Below are 16,799 nucleotides of genomic sequence, written 5' to 3'. Positions count from 1 at the left end.
TTACTACCAGAATTCGTCGGACCGACCCCGTATAGGGCACCACTCCCTCGCATTCTGGTAGTTACTGCCCACCACCTCACCCGCATGAGCCGCACCGGGTGCGCGCCGTGACCCCGTTCGTGATCGTCGCGGATGCGCCCGGAGACCGCGTGCAACTCCTCGACGCCGACGACAGCGGCCTGGTCATCGCCTTCGTGGAGGTCGAGGCGGCCGAGTTCCCGGCGGCCGTCGCCCGGCGCGAGCCGGCGCATCCGCGCTGGGTCTGGGACGACACCGCCCGCTGGTACCCGCGCCTCCTCGCCGCCGGCGTGCGGCTCGAACGCTGCATCGACCTGCGCCTGTGCCACACCATCCTCCGCACCTCCTCGCTCACGGAGAGTTCCGCCCTCGCGAGAGGTCCGGCCACCGCCTGGGATGCGCCGTCCCCCACCTCCGCCGCCGTCTCGCTCGCTCTCGCCCAAGCCCAGGCCGGAGTCGCCGGAACATCCGGCACCCGTCCCGAGCCGGACGCCCTCACCCTCTTCGACTTCCTGGCCGACGACGCCGCCGGCTCCGCCCCCACTCAAGCGGGAGCACCCGACCGCACAGGTGAGTCGTACTCCGGTGAAGGGTCGCGCCGCGCATCCGCATCCGCGCCGGGGGAGCTTTCCGGCGCGACCCGCAGGGCAGCGCTGACGCACGCGGGTGTGGCGGCAACCGGCGTCCGCGCAGGGTCAGGATCCGAGCTCGCCGAGCGCACCGATCGCGCCGATCGCGCGGAGCCGGTCGAGCGTGCCGCGCCCGCGGGGCCCCCCGAGCGCACCGAGCGCGCGGAGTCCGCCGAGCCCGTCGAGCGTGCGGAGCCGGTCGAGCGTGCGGAGTCAGTCGAGCGTGCGGAGCCGGTCGAGCGTGCGGAGTCAGTCGAGCGTGCGGAGCCGGTCGAGCGTGCGGAGTCAGTCGAGCGTGCGGAGCCGGTCGAGCGTGCGGAGTCCGCCGAGCGTGCCGAGTCCGCCGAGCCCGCCGAGAACCTCGGGGCGCCCGCGCGCCCCGAGCGCCCCGAGCCCGCTGAGAACCCCGGTGCGCCCGAACGCCCCGAACCCCCCGAGGCCACCGAGCTCCGGGCGCAGCGCCACGCTGTGCGCACCGCCTCCGACCCCAGCCGCATCGCGCTCCTGCTCGCCGCCGAGTCGGCGGGCGCCCTCGTGGCGGCCGAGATGCAGCACGCCGGCATCCCGTGGCGCGCCGACGCCCATGACCGGCTGCTCGAGAGCCTGCTCGGCCCGCGCCCGGCGACCCCGGGCATCCGCCCCGCCCGGCTCGAGCAGCTGCACCAGCGCATCCGCGACGAGCTCGACGACCCCGCGGCGAACCCCGACTCGCCCGTCGAGCTCGTGAAGTCGCTCCGCCGCGCCGGCCTCAGCGTCACGAGCACCCGCTCCTGGGAGCTCAAGACCATCGAGCATCCCGTCATCCCGCCCCTGCTCGAATACAAGAAGCTCGCGCGCCTCGCCTCCGCCAACGGCTGGAACTGGCTCGACACCTGGGTGCGCGACGGCCGCTTCCACCCCAACTACATCCCGGGCGGCGTGGTCACGGGCCGCTGGGCCTCGGAGGGCGGCGGCGCCCTGCAGCTGCCGAAGCAGGTGCGCGGCGCCGTGATCGCCGACCCCGGCTGGAAGCTCGTGGTCGCCGACGCGGCCCAGCTCGAGCCGCGCATCCTCGCCGCCCTCGCCGGCGATCGCGCCATGGCCGCAGCGGGCCGCGACCGCGACCTCTACGACGGCATCGTCTCCTCCGGTGCCGTCGACACCCGCGCCCACGCGAAGGTCGGGATGCTCGGCGCCATGTACGGCGGCACCACCGGCGAGAGCGGCCGGATGCTGCCCCGCCTCGCCCGCGCCTTCCCGGTGGCGATCGGCTTCGTCGAGGACGCCGCCCGCGCCGGCGAGGCGGGCGCCGTGGTCACCACGCGCCTCGGCCGCACCTCCCCGCGCCCGAGCGATGCCTGGCTCGACGTGCAGGACGCGGCGGGCGCCGACGACGCAACGGATGCCGCCCGCAGCCGGGCCCGATCGGCCGCCCGCAGCTGGGGCCGGTTCACCCGCAACTTCGTGGTGCAGGGCACCGCGGCGGAGTGGGCGCTGTGCTGGATCTCCTCGGTGCGCCGCCGCCTGTGGAGCCTCGATGCCCCGGATGCTCGTGGGCGCCTGGAAACGCGTCCTCACCTGGCATTCTTCCTCCACGACGAGGTCATGGTGCACACGCCTGAGGCTCAGGCCGACGCCGTCGCCGCCGAACTCCGCGCCGCCGCGACCGAGGCCGGGCGCCTCATTTTCGGCGACGCCCCCGTGCAGTTCCCGGTCACCGTCGCCATCGTCGACAGCTACGACCAGGCCAAGTAGCCTGCGCCTGCCCCGGACCCGCCTCCGGCCCCACCCCCAGCCGCGGGGAGCCGCTCAGGCCAGCGCGTCGACGAGCTCGTCGAACAGCGCGGTGCCCGAGTCGGGCGTGATCGTGCCGGCTTCGATGCCGGTGACGATGTTGTGGTACTCAAGGCGCCGTGCAGCGACGTCCGCGGTCACCGGGCGCATCGCCGTGTCGAACGCGATGTCGGCGCGAAGCCGGGCTTTCAGGGCCTTCTTGGTCCACTTGGTGCTGCTCACCCGGCGACGCTAACGCGGCCGCATGAATGGCTCGTGAACGGGTGCCGCGAATCCGCCGTCAGGATGCGGGGAACCGGTGCAGATCCGGCGCCGCGCCAGATCGCCGGCGCAGAGCGCCGAGCCAGACCGCCGGCCCAGAACGCCGAGCCAGACCGCCGGCCCAGAACGCCGAGCCAGGCCGCCGCGCCTAAGCGCCCGGAGTCAGCCCTCGCACGAGCACGTCGAGGTCGGCCGCGTCGAGCGCCACCGGCGTGCCCGAGTCCACCATCCTCTCGAAGCCCCCGTCGTCGGCCATCACGGTGATCGTGTAGAGCCGCTCGGTGTCGGAGGTGTTGACGATCCGGTGCTCCGAGCCCGGCTGCAGCGTCAGCACGTCGCCCGCGACGAGCGGCACCGTGGCCTCGTCCGAGTGCGCGAGCGCCGTCCCCGCGAGCACGATGAAGATCTCGGCCGAGTCCGCGTGCGAGTTGAGCGGCTGGGCCCCGCCGGGTTCCCAGATCTCGAGGAACACGCTCGCTCCGGAGCCCTGCGAGGGCCCGGAGAGTGGAGCGAGCCGCACGGTGTCCTGCGGGCTGATGAGAAAGGCGGGCAGCTCGGCGAGCTTCCTGACGCGGGGTGCTTCTCCGCTCATGCGGCGACCTCCAGACGGTGACGGGAACAGTGACGCGGCGGTGACGGCGACGAAGGCGCGTGACGCACATCCCGCCACCGGGCGCATCCCGCCACCCTACGCATCCCGTGTGACGCGGAGGTTTCGCCGCACGCGCCCGCGATATAGTAGGCAGTCGGGTTTTCCGCAACCCGCGAGAACCGAACCACCCGGGAGTCCCACGTGAGCTTGATCGTGCAGAAGTACGGCGGATCATCCGTCGCCGACGCGGAGAGCATCAAGCGGGTCGCCAAGCGCATCGTCGAGACGCGCAAGGCCGGCAACGAGGTCGTCGTGGCGGTGAGCGCCATGGGCGACACCACCGACGAGCTGCTCGACCTCGCCCACGAGGTGGCGCCCATCCCGGCGCCGCGCGAGATGGACATGCTCCTCTCGGCCGGCGAGCGCATCTCCATGGCCCTCCTCGCCTTGGCCATCGAAAGCCTCGGCCACGACGCCCGCAGCTTCACCGGCAGCCAGGCCGGCATGATCACGGATGCGAAGCACGGCTCCGCCCGCATCGTCGACGTCACCCCGGTGCGGCTCCGCGAGGCGCTCGACGAGGGCGCGATCGTGATCGTGGCGGGCTTCCAGGGCTTCAACCGCGACACCCGCGACATCACCACCCTCGGCCGCGGCGGATCCGACACCACCGCCGTCGCCCTCGCCGCGGCCCTCGACGCCGACATCTGCGAGATCTACACCGACGTCGACGGCATCTTCACCGCCGACCCGCGCGTGGTACCCAAGGCCTCGAAGATCGACCGCATCACGAGCGAGGAAATGCTCGAGCTCGCGGCCAACGGCGCGAAGGTGCTCTACATCCGCGCCGTCGAGTACGCCCGGCGCCACGGCGTCACCCTGCACGTGCGCTCGAGCTTCAACAACAACGAGGGCACCATCGTCTACAACCCGTCGGAGACCCTCGACGCGGCCACCCTCGTGGCGCGGGCGCGGGCGACCTCCAACACGAACACCAAGACCGGAAGCGAGTCCGCTGTGGAAGAGCCCCTGATCGCCGGAGTGGCCACCGACCTCTCCGAAGCGAAGATCACCGTGGTCGGCGTGCCCGACATCCCGGGCAAGGCCGCCCAGATCTTCACCCTCGTCGCCAAGACCGGCGCGAACATCGACATGATCGTGCAGAACGTGTCGGCCGCGTCGACCGGCCGCACCGACATCTCGTTTACGCTGCCGAAGAGCGAGGGCCAGACCGTGCTCACGGCGCTCCGCGCAGACCAGGCCGAGGTCGGCTTCCTGGGCCTGCAGTACGACGACCAGATCGGCAAGCTCGCTCTCGTCGGGGCCGGGATGCGCACCAATGCGGGCGTGTCGGCCAAGCTCTTCACGGCTCTGTTCGAGGCGGGCATCAACATCGAGATGATCTCGACCTCGGAGATCCGCATCTCGGTGGTCACCCGCGCCGACACCATCAACGACGCCCTCCGCGTGGTGCACACCGCCTTCGGCCTCGACTCCGACGACGTGGCCGTCGTGCACGCCGGCACCGGCCGCTAACCCACCCCACCCCGCCTCCTCCGCGCGACTCGCCGAAATCCGCCCTAAAATCGAGGTCTTAGGGCGAATTTTGGCGGGTCGCGAGGAGTTGTGATCCACATGAACGAAGGAAACACCGTGAGCAAGGCACTGAACGTCGGCGTCGTCGGCGCCACCGGCCAGGTCGGCAAGGTCATGCGCCGCCTCCTCGAGGAGCGCGACTTCCCGATCGAGTCGATCCGCTTCTTCGCCACCGCCCGCTCCGCCGGCACGGTGCTGCCGTTCAAGGGGCAGGACGTCGTCGTCGAAGACGTCGAGACCGCCGACCCCACGGGCCTCGACATCGCGCTGTTCTCCGCCGGCGCCACCGGTTCCCGCGCCCAGGCCCCCCGCTTCGCGGCGGCCGGCGTGACGGTGATCGACAACTCCAGCGCCTGGCGCATGGACCCGGATGTGCCCCTCGTCGTCTCCGAGGTCAACCCGCACGCCATCCGCGAGGCCCGCAAGGGCATCATCGCCAACCCGAACTGCACCACCATGGCGGCCATGCCCGTGCTCAAGGTGCTGCACCAGGAGGCGGGCCTCGAGCGTCTCATCGTGAGCACCTACCAGGCGGTCTCGGGCTCCGGCCTCGCCGGCGCCGAGGAGCTCGCGAACCAGGCCATCGCGGCCACCGCCGACCCCGAGGCGCTCCTCAACCTCGTGCACGACGGTGCGAGCGTCACCTTCCCGGCGCCGAACAAGTACGTGGCGCCCATCGCCTTCGACGTCATCCCGCTCGCCGGCTCCATCGTCGACGACGGCGAGCTCGAGACCGACGAGGAGAAGAAGCTCCGCAACGAGAGCCGCAAGATCCTCGAGCTGCCCGAGCTGCGCGTGGCGGGCACCTGCGTGCGCGTGCCCGTGTTCACGGGTCACTCGCTGAGCATCAACGCCGAGTTCGCGAACGACATCACGCCCGAGCGTGCCTACGAACTGCTGGCGGATGCCCCGGGCGTGCAGATCGCCGACGTCCCGACCCCGCTGCAGGCCGCCGGTACCGACCCCAGCTACGTGGGCCGCATCCGTCAAGACCAGTCCGCCCCCGGCAAGAAGGGCCTCGTGCTCTTCATCAGCAACGACAACCTGCGCAAGGGTGCCGCCCTGAACGCCGTGCAGATCGCCGAGGTCATCGCGGCCGACGCCGACGCGCTCACTCCCGCTCGCTAGCCATCCGATCGGGGCTCGCCTCCGAATACGAGGTGTGGTGAAGATGATGCGCGCGATGATTCTCGCGGTGGGGTTCGTCGCCGCGGTCACGGCCGGCCTCGCCGCACTGTCGGTGATCGCGCCCGGCGCGCACCGCTCCGGCGACGCGCCCGCCCGGCCCGTCGCATCCGGAGGCCTCTTTTCGGCGCTCCCGGCACCGGCCACTCCCGCCCCCACCGTTCCCGGTGCGCCCGGCGCCCCGGTCGTGGCCTTCTACGGCGACTCGTACACGCTCGGCACCGGCGCCTCCGACCCGTCGAAGCGCTGGTCGAGCATCGTCTGCGCCGAGCGCGGCTGGGCCGAGGTCAACCCGAGCGTCAACGGTCGCGGCTTCGTGAACAACCGCCCGAGCACGCCGCCGGACTACCTCGCGAGCGACGAGATCCCGCTCGTCGTCGCCGCGCATCCCGACATCGTGTTCGTCACGATGGGCCTCAACGACACCTTCTCGATGCCGGCGCGCGCCGAAGCCGTGCACGCCGCCATCGTCACCGATCTGGCCACCCTCCGGCGTGAGCTCCCGGATGCGCGGCTCATCGTGGTGGAGCCCTTCTGGTACACGGATGAGCGCCCCGCCTCGGTGCCGCAGGTCATCACCTGGGTGCGCGAGGCCGCCACGGCGCTCGGCGCCGACTACGTCTCCGGCGCCTCGCACTGGATCGAGGGGCATCCCGAGTGGATGGCTCCCGACGGCCTGCACCCGAACGATGCCGGCTACGCCGCCATGGCGGCCCGGATGTCCACCTCCCTCACCGCCCTCGGCCTCTGACCGCTCGCGAGAGCCGAGAGCCGCGAGCCGAGAGCCGAGAGCCGAGAGCCGAGAGCCGAGCGTCGGCCGCGGCCGGGCCTGTAGCTAAACTCTGCTCATGGTGAATGCGCGGCAGCTCGACGCACGGAAGGCGAACCAGCTCGTGGCCTTCGTCCTCGTGGCGTTCGCGGTCGCGACCGCCGTGGCCGGCATCGTCGCCGGACTCCTCGACCGGCCGCCGAGCTGGGTGGGCTGCGTGATCTTCCTGCTGAGCGTGGGTGTGACGGCCGTCTTCCAGATGCCGATCGGCCGCATCCCGGGCCTGCCGCCCATCGGGGTGGCCAGCGGTCTGCTCGCCGTCGCCGTGATCGGCGAGAACCCCGTCCTCGACGTGGGCCTCTGGGTGATGGCCTACTTCTTCTCCCGCGCCTGGGGCTCCCGCTCGATCTGGGTCACCGCGCAGTGGACCGGTGTCGCCGCCCTGGGGGCCATCGCGCTCGTCGCGAGCTCGCGGGCGCTGCTCGCCGCTGGCCTGTTCGCGCCGCTCGGGCTGCTGGTGGGCGTCATCGCCTACCTCGTCGTCGTGGTCGCCATCGAGTTCGCCCGTGAACGCGGTCTCTGGAACAGCGATCATTCCTTCGGCCTCAGCGGGCTGAGCGCCTGGCGCCTCGTCACCATCGTCGGGCTCTGCTGGTTGGTCTCGGTTCTGGTGTGGGCCTCGTCGACCGGTGTGCTCGCCTTCGTCGACGGCCCGCAGGAGCAGTTGCAGCTCGCGCGCGACACCATCCCGCTGCTCGTCGTGGCGCTCGTCTTCTACGCCATCGCGAAGCGCCGGCAGACCCGCGACAGCGAGCGGCGCCTGAGCGGAGTGGTGGATGCGGCTCGCGCACTGCCGTGGGACGTGCTGCAGGACCCCAAAGAGACGATGGTGGAGTTCGCCAAGCGCGCGATCGACGCCACGGAGTTCGAGATCCGCCGCAACCCTCCGGCCCGCAACGAGATCGGCACCCGCTTCTCGGCCATCTCCAACGCCGACCCGCAGCTCGAGCCCGACTCGATCGCCTCCGACGACGACGGCGTCTCGGCCGAGCACCGCGAAGACGCCGTCGAGCCCACCGAGTTCCTCGTGGCGAGCCGCAGAACCGGCGGAGCCCCGTTCACCCCCGAAGACGAGCGGGCCTTGGATGCGATCGGCCACATCGCCTCGGAGACCGCGCGGGTGCGCGGCGCCTACGACACCCTGCTCGACCGGGTCGACCGCGACTCCCTCACGGGCCTGCCGAACTACAACGCCTTCCAGCGCTCCCTCGCCCGGCTGAACGAGGACCGCACATACGCCTCCGGCATCGCCGTGCTCTTCCTCGACCTCGACCAGTTCAAGCGGCTCAACGACACCGAGGGACACCACATCGGCGACGAGGTGCTCTCCACCGTCGCCACGCGCCTGCGGGCGAGCGTGCGGCCGCACGACTTCGTGGCGCGGGTGGGCGGCGACGAGTTCGTCATCATCCTCACCAAGCTGCAGTCGCTCGCCGAGTCGAAGGCCGTGGCCGACCACATCGTGGCGAACGTGGGCGCCCCCGCGACCCTGGGCGGCCGCGAGTACCGCCCGCTCGTGAGCGTGGGGCTGGCCTACTCCGCCACGCAGGAGACCGATCCCCAGTCGATCGTGGTCGACGCCGACCACAGCATGCTCGCCATCAAGAAGTCCCGCCGCCAGGGCGGACCGGCGTTCGAGTCGTCGATCGGCATCTCGCCGCACCGCTCCAGCCGCATCAACGAGATCGTGGCGAAGGCCATCGACGACGGCGTGCTGAACGTGGTCTACCAGCCGATCGTCAACACGGTCGAGGACAAGATCTGGGCCTTCGAGTCGCTCGTGCGCTACACGCATCCGGAGCTCGGCCGCATCAGCACCTCCTCGCTGATCGAGAAGGCCAAGGGCCTCGGCCGCATGGACCTGCTCACGAAGCAGGTCATCGCCGCCTCGCTGAAGTCGGCCCGCGAGTTCCGCAAGGTCGTGCCGGGCATCACGGTGATGACCATCAACCTCGAGGTCGAGCAGATCCGCGACGAGCACGTGGGGGCGTTCCTGAAGGACATCGTGCCCCGCTACCCCGACGTGTCGCTCTGCCTCGAGCTGAACGAGCGTTCCACGAAGGACATCGACGACGACCTGCGCGCCCAGGCCGAGCACTTCCGCGAGCTCGGGATGCTGATCGCGCTCGACGACTACGGATCCGAGGCGTCCAGCGTGGGCGCCCTGGTGCGCATCCCGATGGACATCCTGAAGATCGACCGCTCCCTCGTCGACAACCTCGACGACACCCGCCAGCGCGAGGTGGTGCGGGCACTGCAGGGCTTCGGCGACGCCTTCGACTACTCCACCGTGGTCGAGGGCATCGAGACCCAGGATGCCGTCGACGTGCTCGTGGGCATCGGCGTGCGTCACGCGCAGGGCTTCTTCTACGGCCGCCCGGTGCCGTTCGCGCAGACCATGGCCCGGCTCAAGGCCTACGGCGCCGCGGGCACCGTGAGTCGCGCGGTCCCGGTGGCGCGCGCCGCCTCAGCATCCTGAAAGCCGGCTCCGCCTAGAGTGGACACAACGGTAGGGGGAGGATCACGGTGAGCAACGTGCTGCAGCGCATCGGTCTCGGAGTCGCCATCGTCGCCATCGTCGGCGTTCTGGCGGCGATGGTGGTGGGTGTGAGCGGAATCCTCGCCCAGGGCGGCATCGCCCCGGACAACCCCTTCGCCGGCAAGACCCTGTTCACCGACCCCGGGTCGAAGGCCGCCACGGCCACGACCACGGCGACGGATGCTGGCGACACGGCCGACGCCACCACTTTCGGCAGGATCGCCGCGGTGCCCACGGCCATCTGGCTCACGCCGGAGAAGCACCCGACGGGCGAGATCGGCGGCTACGTGCAGGGCCTCGTGACCGAGGCGTCCAAGCTCGGGCAGACTCCCGTCTTCACCGTCTACGGGGTGCCGAACCGCGACTGCGGCAATCACTCCGCGGGCGGTCTGTCGACCGCTGAATACCCGGTCTGGGTGAAGGAGATCGCCGCCGGCCTCCAGGGCAGCGGTTCGGTCGTCATTCTGGAACCGGATGCGCTGGCCCTGGCCAGCGAGTGCGACAACGTCGACGAGAGGCTCACCGAGGTCGGTACCTCCGTCGACACCCTCGCCGCCGCGGGACTCGTGGTCTACATCGACGCCGGCCACTCGAACTGGGGCCCGGCCGCCGACATGGCCGCCCTGCTGAATCGTGCCGGAGTCAGCCGGGCCCGCGGTTTCTCCACGAACGTCTCGAACTACAACGCGACCGATCTCGAGCAGAAGTACGCGAACGAGATCTCGAGCCTCACGAACGGCGCGCACTACGTCATCGACACCTCACGCAACGGCAACGGTTCCACGGGGGAGTGGTGCAACCCGCCCGGCCGCGCGCTCGGAGCGATGCCGGCCGCCACGAAGTCCGGGTCGGCGCAGGATGCGAACCTCTGGGTGAAGCCTCCGGGGGAGAGCGACGGCACCTGCAACGGTGGCCCCGCGGCGGGCGAATGGTGGAATCAGAGCGCGCTCGATCTCGCGGCCGGCGCGGGCTGGTAACTCGCGCCCCTCGCTAGGGGCGTAGCGGCAGCCCGGCGGCTCCGCGCACCATCTCGGCCACGAGTCCCATCGGAACCGACTTGTCGAGCACGCAGAACGCGCCGGAGGAGACCGCGTGCTGCACGTCGTCGCCGCTGTCCGCGGCGGTCATCACGATCACCGTGGTGCCCGCCGCCCGGATGGTGCGCACGCGCGACTCGATCGAGTTGCGTCGGCTCGACCCGGCGTCGAGCACCACCACGTCGGTGGGGAACTCCGGCGCGTGCAGCAGGTCGCCCCAGCTCGTGGCGGTGAGCACCACCTCGAGTGCCGTGTCGTGCTCGCGGAGCCAGGCGGTCACGGCGTCGCTGAAGGCCTCGTCCTTGCTGACCACGGCCACCGTCGCGCCCTCTCTCGCGGAAAGACTCATCGGATTCCCCAACCGTTGGTAGCATCAAGGCAATGGACACTAATGCGGAACGACGCGTCGCGGTGATCATCGAGGATGATGCTGACATCCGCCACCTGCTGGAGACAGTGCTCACCCAGGCAGGATTCGAGGTCATCGCCACCGGCAATGGCCTCGACGGGGTGCAAGCGGTCCGTGCCTACGATCCCATGGTCACCACGCTCGACGTGAGCATGCCGGGCATAGACGGTTTCGAGGCGGCCAAGCGCATCCGGGCCTTCAGCAACACCTACCTGGTGATGCTCACGGCTCGCGACGAGGAGATCGACACGCTGCAGGGCCTCGAGGCCGGCGCCGACGACTACCTCACCAAGCCGTTCCGTCCGCGCGAGCTGCGTGCTCGCGTCGAGGCGATGATGCGGCGCCCGCGCCAGGTTCTCGCGGCCGACGGCTCCGGCCCGGTCGCTCCCGTGCCGGTCGCCGCGGCTCCGGTGGCTGCTGCTCCCGTGGCCGCCGCGGTTCCGGTCGCCGCGCCCGCGCCGGTGGCGGCGCAGCCCGTGGCCGCGCAGCCGGTCGCGGCTCCGCTGGCAGCAGCGGAGCCGGTCGTTCCCGAGAGCGTCGGACCCAAGGTCTACGACAAGGAGGACGGCTGGATCGAGCACAACGCCCTCTTCGTGAACTCCGAGATGCGCCTCGCCGAGAAAGACGGCAAGGCCATCGACCTCACCCGCAGCGAGTTCGACCTGCTGAACGCCCTGATGGAGAGCCAGCGCCGGGTGCGCAGCAAGGCCGACCTCGCGCTGCTGCTCCGCGGCGAGAGCTACGTCACCGCCCACTTCGTGAGCGAGGCCGACAAGCGCGCCATCGAGGTGCACATGGCGAACCTGCGCCGTAAGCTCGCCGACAGCATCACGACGCCGCGCTGGATCGAGACCGTGCGCGGTGTCGGCTACCGCCTCGCCGCTTCCGAAGACGACTGAGCCGCTCACATCGTCGGTGCCGCTGAGGGCGTCTGCACGAGGAGAACGAGTTCACGGCAGGTGTTCGCGCCCACTTCGTGGAGCCGCGCCAGGTGCGACATGCTGCGGGGCAGATCGGCGTCTTTGACAGCAGAATGCACCATGCCGGCGATGGCCTCGAGAGGCCACGCGCCGAGCATGGTGCTGCTGGACCGGATGCTGAGAAGCACGACGTCCGCGTCCTCGTAGTCCTGGCTGCCCAGAGCTTTCATCAACCTCTGGGATCGGGTCTCCCAGAGGTTGATGAAGTCGTGCACGAACCGGCTCTGCTGTTCCTCTCCTCCCAGAGCGGAGAGGAGAGAGAACAGCGCGGCCTGATCGACGAATCTCGATGGGGTCAAACCTTGTACCCCCGGTAGCGGCGGAGCACCTTCGCGAACATCTCGACGGTCTGCAGGATGGTGATGACTCCGAGGATCGGCCAGCCGATCCAGAGGATGGTCGACTGCATGAAGGGGTCGAGCTGGAACCAGCCGAGCACTAGAACCGCGATCACGAGCACGAAGATGACGAGCGGCACGAGGTAGCCGTTGCCGCGGCCGCGTTCGGCCTTGGCTTGGGCGGCCCAGTTGTCGGTCTGCTTGCGGCTGAGGAACTTGGTCCACGCCCGGAGGAAGTGGCCGAGTCTCACCCACATGTAGATCTCCGCCGGGAAGAGCAGCAGGGCGAAGGCGACGTCGCGGTTGCTCCGGTTCTTCATCGAGAGCGCGGTGCGGAGGTTGAGCAGGATGGCGATCGCCGGCGGGATGGCCCAGACCCAGGAGAACACGAAGGCGCCGATCGACAGCGATGCGAACAGCAGCAGCACGAACATCACGCGGGTGACGAGGTTGACGAGCATCGAGAAGTTCTCGAACCAGCGCAGGCGCAGGTTCGGGTGGAAGGGCTGGCCCTTCGTGTCGCCGCGCTGACCGGGCCACATGAGCTCGATGGCGCCGAAGTTCCATTTCACCTGCTGGGCGTCGAGACCGCGGAGGGTGGTCATGCCGCCCACGTCGGCTCGGGCCTGGGCCGAGATCTTGGTGAGGTAGCCGGCGCTCTTGATCTGCAGCGAGAGGAGCGAGTCCTCCACCTCGGAGTCCTTCACCCAGGGGGTGTCCTGGTGGTTCTCCACCATGATCTGGCGCAGCGCCTTGGTGCTGAAGATCGAGAACTGACCGCCGAGCACCGCCATGTTGCGGCCCTTGAGCATGTTCTGCATGTTGAAGGCGGCGAACTGGAAGCGCTGGCCGGTGATGAGGAACTTCGCGATGAAGCCCTTGATCGGGGCCTCGTCGATCGAGAAGATCGCCGAGATGCCGCCGATGCGCGAGTCCGAGGTGATCTCCTCGGCGAGGCGCTCGACCGCATCCGGAGCAGCGGTGGTGTCGCCGTCGACGCCGAGGAGGAAGTCGCAGCCCTCGACCAGCTGGTAGCCGTAGTTGAGGGCGCCGACCTTCTTGTCCTTGTTCTTGCCGATGTCGTGAACGTAGACCTCGGTGAACTGCTCGATGCCGTCCACCTCTTTCAGGTGCGGACCGGCGTACTGCGCGGCGATCTTGACGGTGTCGTCGGTGGTGTTGTTCACGACCACGTGGATGACGTCGGGGAGGCGGGTCTGAGTCAGGAGCGACTCGAGCACCTCGCCGATGGACTCGGCCTCGTTGTACGCCGGGATGATGCATCCGATGGTCGGACGGTACGAGGGGAGGGATTCCACCGATTCGATGAAGTCGTTCCCGAACTCGCCCTCGGACTCACCGAGGTCGGTGCGGTCCGTCACGTAGGGGTTGATGCTCTCTGCCATGACTCCAGTGTGGAGCACCACCCACAGCGTTCCCCCGCCAATGCGCTAGGGTCGCCTCAAGATCGGCTTAAGATTGGGTCAGGGCCAGAGGAAGGGTGTTCTCGATGGCAGGAATTCGTCGATCGGGGGCCCGTCGGGCCGCCAGATCCGTGGCCGTCGCGGCCCTCGCTTTCGCCGCAATCGCGGGCCTCAGCGGCTGTGGGACGGCGCCGTGGGACCAGACGCAGTTCAACACCTCTGCGGCCACGCCGTCGCGCACCCCGGTGCCCACGCCCACCGCCACGATCACCCCGGTCATCAACGAGCTGGCCACCGGATCGGCCCGGCACGAGCTGCAGGCCGGCGACATCGGCCTCACCATCAACTACTACTCCACGCTGAGCATGGACCAGTGGACGGCCTCGGCCAACAAGCCGGTGAGCTTCTCGATGACGGGCAAGCTCGGCACCGACCAGGGCCAGAGCTTCTACCTCTCGCGTGTCACGGTGACCCCCGCGGTCCTGGGCCCCACCGGCGCGCTGCCGGCGCCGCCGGCGAACACCGACCAGGCGAGCGTTGCTCCCGGCTACTACATCAAAGACCCCTACAGCTACAGCCAGACCTTCATCATCCCGGCGCTCGACCCCGCGGCCACCTCGATCACGCTCTCGTTCACCTACGAGATCCTGCTGCAGACGGCTCCCGGCTCCTCCGACTACGCCAAGCAGACGGCCTCCGACCAGCTCACGATCGCGATCGCCCAGCCCTAGCGGGCGCTCCGGTCGGTGAAAGGGCCTCCAACCGTGACGGTTGAAGGCCCTTTCGCTCTCGTGCGTGTCGTTATGGGGCGAGGTAGCCCTTCAGGGCGTTGAACACGTCCTCGGAGATCGTGTTCGGGCCGCCCAGCACGACGATGTGCCGTGGCTTGATCCGCCGCAGTTCCGCGGCCACCGAGTCGGGCACGCTCGTCGACGTCACGAGCAACACCGGCGCCCTGCTCGCGATCGCGGCCGCCGACCCCGACAGCGCATCGGGAAACACCATGCCCGAGGCGACATAGACGGTCGACGTCCCGGCCCCGAACGCCGCCGCGGACACATTCGCCGACACCTCGAACCGATCCGTGCCCCCGATCCGACTCGTCGGCGCCGTGGCTTGGAGCGCTGTGACGACTCCTTCGGACACGGTGTTGGCCCCGCCGAGTACGACGATCTTCGCAGGGGCAAGCCTTGCCAACTCAGCCGCGATGCTCGCCGGAATGCTGTCCTTCCCCACGAGGAGCACGGGTCCGCTCTGCAATCCGGCCGCCGCCGACCCCGAGAGCGCGTCTGGATACACGGCCCCGGAGGCGACATATGCCACAGGCGCGCCGGGGGAGTATTGCCTCGAGATTGCCGCGGACACGGCATAGCGGTCGCTTCCAGCGAGCCTCGTGACCGGATTGCTCGCGTAAGCGGTCAAGGCCGCCTCGACGCCCGCCGATATCGTCGCCTCGCCACCGACGAGGACGATTCTCTGCGGCTTCAGACGCGTGAGCTCCGTGGCGACCGCCGTCGGGATGCTGTTCCTGGTAACCAGGAGAATTGGCGCATGCTGGCTTCCGGCGATTGCGGATCCGGAGAGAGCGTCGGGGAACACTTCGCCCGAGGAGACGTACACAGTGGTGACGCCCGATTTGAATTGAGACAAGGATATCGCCGCCGACACCTCGTATCGATCAGTTCCGCCGACACGGTCGACGGACGCGGGGTCTCTCGAATCGCGCACATACACCTGGGAGAAACTTGAATCACCGACAGGAGAGAGATTGGCCGCAAGTGACGCGTATGTAACGCGCGTTCCATCCCCCGACAGGACCGGGTTACTCGAATCCGCCGCGCCCGCGACCGTCGGAGAGCCCTCGCTACTAATGAGAATGGAGTTCCCGGTCGCCAGTTCGGTTTTATAGACCTGGGCAACTCCTGGGGGGAAGGAGGCGCCGTCGCTCACGATATGTCTATCGTTGGATACGAAGGTGAGCAGGGTGCCGTCTGGCGAAAGCGTCGGGCTAGTGCCTCCCGCCAAAGCAGAATGTGTGACGTCGAGCGAACCGGCCTTCGTGGTGCCTGCCTGAAGATCTCGAACAAAGACTCCTTGGACCCCGCCGTTGTTGGCAGGGGCGACGACCGCGTCGCTTGCCCCGCTTGAAAAGGCGAGGTATCGACCACTTCCCGACAGGGTCGGGTTCATGGCATCGTGGTCTAATCCAGCCGTGCCCGTGGCGTTCGTGCTTGCCAATTCAAGGGTATCGCGAGCTCGGTCACGGATGTAGATCCCGAGATGCGCGTTTGGAGTGGCTGTGAGTTGTGCGAGCGTGATGAAGGCTATCGCTTTGCCGTCGCCTGAGATTGTCGGGCTGACCGCATTCCACCCTGATCCGGCGACAGGCGTGACGGTGTTGTCCCGACTGGCGAGGGTTGTGGATCGCGTGACGAGATCGCGCACGAACACTTGAAGGACTCCCCAGGTCTTCTCTGGAGTGAGGTTCGTGGAATCACTACTCCAGGCGACGGTTTTCCCATCTGCGGATAGTACGGCGGTGGCTGCGCCGCCGTTCTCCATTTGTGGCGCTGAGTCATTCGTCACGCTCACGACCTCGGTCGTGCCCGTGATCGCTGACCAGAGCAGTACTTGGCTGGTGCTACCTGAGGCAGGATACAGATTCGTGGCCTGGGAGACGAAAGCGACAAGGCTGCCGTCGGCCGAGATGGACGGCGACGAGGAAGGTCCGTCTCCGGCGATTCCCGCGCGCGTGGCGCTCAGCAATCGGGTCGTGCCCGTCACCGTGTCGCGCAGGTAGACCTGGCGCACGCGGTCGGGACTGATGCTGGTGAGGTTCGAGGCCTTGGAGGCGAAGGCGATGTAGCGGCCGTCAGCTGAGATCGAGGGCTGGTCGGAGACGTTGTCGCCCGGAACGGGCGGAGTCGTGTTCGAGATGCTGACGAGCTGGTTCTCGCCCGGGGCCGGCGCTGCGGCTGGAGCGACGGCTCCGGTGGCGGGCGCCGCGGTGGCCGGCGCGAGCGGCGCGGACAGGAGCACCGCCGCCAGAGCAACCGTGGCCGCGGAGGCGAACAGAGGGGACTTTCTCATCGGGTACTCCGTATGATTCGATGTCGGGGCGGCCCACACAGAGGGCCGTAAGTGACATTTTATCAGTTCGGGAGCGAGAAGGCACGGGAAAGCGAGAAA

The 16,799-nt window shown here is 69.2% G+C and carries 14 protein-coding genes; 8 read left to right on the top strand and 6 right to left on the bottom strand.

Annotated elements, in window-relative coordinates; translation table 11 throughout:
* Window positions 1-686: 686 nt before the first annotated feature.
* Window positions 687-2,381, top strand: a complete 1,695-nt coding sequence (locus VD659_RS02440; RefSeq protein WP_423260038.1) for a bifunctional 3'-5' exonuclease/DNA polymerase — start codon at window positions 687-689, stop codon at window positions 2,379-2,381.
* A gap of 54 nt (window positions 2,382-2,435) precedes the next feature.
* On the opposite strand, the gene VD659_RS02435 is transcribed toward VD659_RS02440, so the two are convergent.
* Both VD659_RS02435 and VD659_RS02430 read right to left on the bottom strand, forming a co-directional pair.
* Window positions 2,436-2,642 (bottom strand): hypothetical protein, encoded by a 207-nt coding sequence (locus tag VD659_RS02435; protein ID WP_137838376.1) that lies wholly within the window; start codon window positions 2,640-2,642, stop codon window positions 2,436-2,438.
* Between the two features lie 187 nt (window positions 2,643-2,829).
* Window positions 2,830-3,273 carry a cupin domain-containing protein gene (locus VD659_RS02430; RefSeq protein ID WP_423259552.1) on the bottom strand — a complete coding sequence of 148 codons (444 nt, stop codon included), beginning with the start codon at window positions 3,271-3,273 and terminating at the stop codon, window positions 2,830-2,832.
* A gap of 201 nt (window positions 3,274-3,474) precedes the next feature.
* Between VD659_RS02430 and VD659_RS02425 the strand changes: the two genes are divergently transcribed.
* The 5 genes from VD659_RS02425 to VD659_RS02405 all read left to right on the top strand — a co-directional run bounded on the left by VD659_RS02425 (window position 3,475) and on the right by VD659_RS02405 (window position 10,399).
* Window positions 3,475-4,809: an aspartate kinase gene (locus tag VD659_RS02425; RefSeq protein WP_423259551.1), complete on the top strand. Its 1,335-nt coding sequence runs from the start codon at window positions 3,475-3,477 to the stop codon at window positions 4,807-4,809.
* A 117-nt stretch (window positions 4,810-4,926) separates the two neighbouring features.
* A complete protein-coding gene (locus VD659_RS02420; protein WP_423259550.1) occupies window positions 4,927-5,997 on the top strand; it encodes an aspartate-semialdehyde dehydrogenase in 1,071 nt (356 codons plus the stop codon).
* Between the two features lie 55 nt (window positions 5,998-6,052).
* Window positions 6,053-6,805 carry an SGNH/GDSL hydrolase family protein gene (locus VD659_RS02415; RefSeq protein WP_423259549.1) on the top strand — a complete coding sequence of 251 codons (753 nt, stop codon included), beginning with the start codon at window positions 6,053-6,055 and terminating at the stop codon, window positions 6,803-6,805.
* 97 nt (window positions 6,806-6,902) lie between these two features.
* A complete protein-coding gene (locus VD659_RS02410) occupies window positions 6,903-9,362 on the top strand; it encodes a putative bifunctional diguanylate cyclase/phosphodiesterase (RefSeq protein WP_423259548.1) in 2,460 nt (819 codons plus the stop codon).
* A 47-nt stretch (window positions 9,363-9,409) separates the two neighbouring features.
* Window positions 9,410-10,399 carry a glycoside hydrolase family 6 protein gene (locus VD659_RS02405; protein WP_423259547.1) on the top strand — a complete coding sequence of 330 codons (990 nt, stop codon included), beginning with the start codon at window positions 9,410-9,412 and terminating at the stop codon, window positions 10,397-10,399.
* A gap of 13 nt (window positions 10,400-10,412) precedes the next feature.
* On the opposite strand, the gene VD659_RS02400 is transcribed toward VD659_RS02405, so the two are convergent.
* Window positions 10,413-10,778: a hypothetical protein gene (locus tag VD659_RS02400; RefSeq protein WP_423259546.1), complete on the bottom strand. Its 366-nt coding sequence runs from the start codon at window positions 10,776-10,778 to the stop codon at window positions 10,413-10,415.
* Between the two features lie 62 nt (window positions 10,779-10,840).
* Here VD659_RS02400 and VD659_RS02395 point away from each other — a divergent pair, with 62 nt between their 5' ends.
* Window positions 10,841-11,767: a response regulator transcription factor gene (locus VD659_RS02395; RefSeq protein WP_423259545.1), complete on the top strand. Its 927-nt coding sequence runs from the start codon at window positions 10,841-10,843 to the stop codon at window positions 11,765-11,767.
* A 5-nt stretch (window positions 11,768-11,772) separates the two neighbouring features.
* Here VD659_RS02395 and VD659_RS02390 read toward each other — a convergent pair whose 3' ends face one another.
* Window positions 11,773-12,063, bottom strand: coding sequence for a hypothetical protein (locus VD659_RS02390; protein ID WP_423259544.1), 291 nt, complete (start codon window positions 12,061-12,063; stop codon window positions 11,773-11,775).
* A gap of 80 nt (window positions 12,064-12,143) precedes the next feature.
* Complete coding sequence (locus VD659_RS02385; protein WP_423259543.1) at window positions 12,144-13,592, bottom strand: glycosyltransferase family 2 protein; 1,449 nt, start codon at window positions 13,590-13,592, stop codon at window positions 12,144-12,146.
* A 104-nt stretch (window positions 13,593-13,696) separates the two neighbouring features.
* On the opposite strand from VD659_RS02385, the gene VD659_RS02380 reads away from it, so the two are divergent.
* A complete protein-coding gene (locus VD659_RS02380) occupies window positions 13,697-14,341 on the top strand; it encodes a hypothetical protein (RefSeq protein ID WP_423259542.1) in 645 nt (214 codons plus the stop codon).
* Between the two features lie 70 nt (window positions 14,342-14,411).
* On the opposite strand, the gene VD659_RS02375 is transcribed toward VD659_RS02380, so the two are convergent.
* Complete coding sequence (locus VD659_RS02375) at window positions 14,412-16,700, bottom strand: cell wall-binding repeat-containing protein (protein ID WP_423259541.1); 2,289 nt, start codon at window positions 16,698-16,700, stop codon at window positions 14,412-14,414.
* Window positions 16,701-16,799: the final 99 nt, after the last annotated feature.

The sequence above is a fragment of the Herbiconiux sp. 11R-BC genome (assembly GCF_049472555.1).
GTDB lineage: Bacteria > Actinomycetota > Actinomycetes > Actinomycetales > Microbacteriaceae > Herbiconiux.
This window is presented reverse-complemented; position numbering and strand designations above follow the sequence as displayed.

What these genes read in the sequence shown, in the direction of transcription:
- VD659_RS02415 (WP_423259549.1), top strand. Translation starts at nt 6,053, where the DNA reads ATGATTCTCGCGGTGGGGTTCGTCGCCGCGGTCACGGCCGGCCTCGCC.
- VD659_RS02375 (WP_423259541.1), bottom strand. Translation starts at nt 16,700, where the DNA reads ATGAGAAAGTCCCCTCTGTTCGCCTCCGCGGCCACGGTTGCTCTGGCG.
- VD659_RS02395 (WP_423259545.1), top strand. Translation starts at nt 10,841, where the DNA reads ATGGACACTAATGCGGAACGACGCGTCGCGGTGATCATCGAGGATGAT.
- VD659_RS02385 (WP_423259543.1), bottom strand. Translation starts at nt 13,592, where the DNA reads ATGGCAGAGAGCATCAACCCCTACGTGACGGACCGCACCGACCTCGGT.
- VD659_RS02430 (WP_423259552.1), bottom strand. Translation starts at nt 3,273, where the DNA reads ATGAGCGGAGAAGCACCCCGCGTCAGGAAGCTCGCCGAGCTGCCCGCC.
- VD659_RS02410 (WP_423259548.1), top strand. Translation starts at nt 6,903, where the DNA reads ATGGTGAATGCGCGGCAGCTCGACGCACGGAAGGCGAACCAGCTCGTG.
- VD659_RS02380 (WP_423259542.1), top strand. Translation starts at nt 13,697, where the DNA reads ATGGCAGGAATTCGTCGATCGGGGGCCCGTCGGGCCGCCAGATCCGTG.